The sequence below is a fragment of the Mucilaginibacter sp. P4_G9 genome (assembly GCF_056400985.1).
On sequence record NZ_JBFUKF010000858.1, the window covers coordinates 1 to 867 of the forward strand.

General features: G+C 36.7%; 1 pseudogene. It reads right to left on the reverse strand.

Features of this window, described 5'->3' with window-relative positions:
• Positions 1-147: 147 nt before the first annotated feature.
• Positions 148-867 (reverse strand): annotated as a pseudogene (locus AC1DPZ_RS28175) (hypothetical protein); the annotation flags it as partial.

An 867-nucleotide genomic window follows, 5' to 3' on the forward strand; every position in this document is an offset into this window, starting at 1 on the left:
CGGCAAAACTGGTAAAGTATATTAAAACGGTAGTAAAAATGGAATTTAAAAACCAAAAAGGTTTAATTTAATAAAAATTATACCCCTTTGTTGTAAATTCAATTTAAAATAAAGTTTTTAAAGAATTGTTAATAATTGATCAGCCAATTATTCTGCAACCTCCAAACCGGGGTCAATGTCACTAAAATCTTCATCCACAGGCATTGGCCCGGCATGAGGAATTAACCTGAATACGTCTTTACTTACAATGCGTTGCAGGCAAATGTCTATTAGTGTAGTACTATTAGGTTTAATTACATTTTTAAAAAATTCGTTATCAGCTTTTATTTTAAAAGGCACATACCGTACAAAACCATCATCAGGGCGCGGATTAACTAATATACCCAACTTATCTACCCCTTTTTGCTCGGCACGTATTTCATGGCCATCATCATAAACAGGTGCAGAATAGTTCATAACATCGTAATTTACAAAATACGTTACCGTTTCTGGCGACAGCCTGTTTTGTTGCCTGTCTACAAAAAAGCCCTCGGGTAAGTGATTGGGATTATCATCGTCGCCGGCAGTAAAAATAAGATCATAATCTTTTATTGCATAATCTTCAGAATCGTGAACCCGAAAGATTACCATCGAAAACCTGTCATGAATAAAATATCTTTTGAAAAGTGCAAAAGGCCCGCTTTCTACCTTCTCTACCAATTCTTTAGCCTGCACTGCTAAAGTTGCTGCGTTAAAGGTTTGTATTAAAGCATTGTAATCATCAGTGCTTTTAACGGCAATACAACTTAATATGGCGTTTATTAATTCGGCGGTTTCAACTGTATCGCCGGCGGGAGTAGCTTTGGGGCTTGCCATGATCCCCATAGT